At 50.0% G+C, this 1,537-nt stretch carries 2 protein-coding genes; both read left to right on the forward strand.

Going from position 1 to position 1,537, the window contains the following annotated elements:
- A partial coding sequence (locus I8J34_RS24000) for a hypothetical protein (RefSeq protein WP_214364155.1) occupies window positions 1-245 on the forward strand: 245 nt, incomplete at its 5' end.
- Between the two features lie 479 nt (window positions 246-724).
- On the forward strand, window positions 725-1,369 hold the full coding sequence (locus I8J34_RS24005; RefSeq protein WP_214364156.1) for a hypothetical protein: 645 nt from the start codon (window positions 725-727) through the stop codon (window positions 1,367-1,369).
- Window positions 1,370-1,537: the final 168 nt, after the last annotated feature.

Raw genomic sequence — 1,537 nt, forward strand, 5'->3', positions numbered from 1 at the left:
GCGGCAATGAATCAGTTCGCGATCCTCTACGAGGACCGCTTCACGGATCATCGCCTAAAATGAAAACCGCGTTTCCAACTCAGGAAGCGATTCAGAGCGCCTCACACACAGAAATTCTGACACTCCCACCTCCTGCGCCAGAGATTTACAAATATACGGAGCAAAAGGCGTTGACAGCTCAGTCTGCATTGGCATCTCAAATCATATTTTTTCAAACTACTATAAAGATGCTCTTTTATATTTGAACCAAAACCAAAGAATCTCATATCAACTCATACACTCCCTAATTCGTAGCCTAAACGAAGGGCTCGAGAGCATTCGAAACCTAACGACAGCGATACAGAAGCACCACCAAAGAAACGGCGTAACAGAAGAAACTGTAATATTTGGCAAAGAATGGGGAGAAATGATCAAAGCGGAGTACACAAATTCTGCAGCGATCAGATGGCACGTCCGCTATCACATCGACAACAAGTGCAATCCCGACCTATCTCCGATGACAGAAGGCCACAGGAGCTACCTAAAGTTTCTTGCCGAAGTAGAGAGCGACGCAGAAAAGTGGATTGAGAGCGGAAAATCAATTGATAGAAAGGCGTTTGAAAAAATATACTCTCCATCATTTTTCAGGAACTAGCTCTATGATGGCGCTCAACAGGGATGATCAAAAATCTACGCTTTCTTCCTGGCCGTTAACTCTACATTGAGTGTCATGAACGAGTAGCCCATGCCTGTCAACACGTCTCGAATTCGCGCCCTGTGGACTTGGTTGGTTGAGGCCCGCTTTGCTTGGCTTGCGCTCGGTGTAATTGCAGTCGCGTTGGCGGTGTCTCTTCGTCCTCATACCACCGAGCCGGTCATTCGCCTTACTGGCCTGATTCTTCAAGTACTCGGCATTGGTACTGTGATTTGGGGTATTTCTGAAACCAGGGCGCTATTCGGGCATCCATCATTTGCCGCAAAGGCTAAATCATGGTTCGGTCGCTTTCCTCTTCTCCGTAGGAATGTTGTGGCCGCGGCCGCGGCAACCTCTATTGGCGTCGACACATGTAGGGCAAGAGCCTATACCACTCATGGGCCGGGCCCGAACCCAACACTCGACTCACGCGTCGACGCCCTTGAGAAGAACGTGGACCTGATTCATGAGCGTATTAGTAGCACTGAGAGAGAAATGGATGAGGAATTTCGCAAGGCTGGCGAAGCGTTGAGGAATGAAGAAAAGGCACGACAAATTGAAGATACTGTTATCCGGGAAAAGCTTGAAGCCACAGGAACTGGCGGTGTGCACATATCAGCCATTGGGGCCTCCTGGCTATTCGTCGGCGTCGTACTGAGCACAGCAGGCGTGGAGATCGCGGAGTTGCTGAAATAAACTCACAACCTGAATGGGATGGACGCTCGGGGGTCGGGTCTCAATACTGTTCGCTTAGATACGCATCCTGTCTCTTTTTGGCACTGACAGTGGCTTGGGTGCCAGCAGTGCTGGCGTGCAGTCGATGAGCTTTCGGCGCGGGTAGTGATGGTCGTGCGAAGCGTACGG

Origin of the sequence: Denitromonas iodatirespirans (assembly GCF_018524365.1) — a bacterium.
GTDB classification, from domain to species: domain Bacteria; phylum Pseudomonadota; class Gammaproteobacteria; order Burkholderiales; family Rhodocyclaceae; genus Nitrogeniibacter; species Nitrogeniibacter iodatirespirans.

Bases quoted from the DNA above. Each gene is read 5' to 3' on its own strand.
- I8J34_RS24005 (WP_214364156.1), top strand. From the start codon at position 725: ATGCCTGTCAACACGTCTCGAATTCGCGCCCTGTGGACTTGGTTGGTT.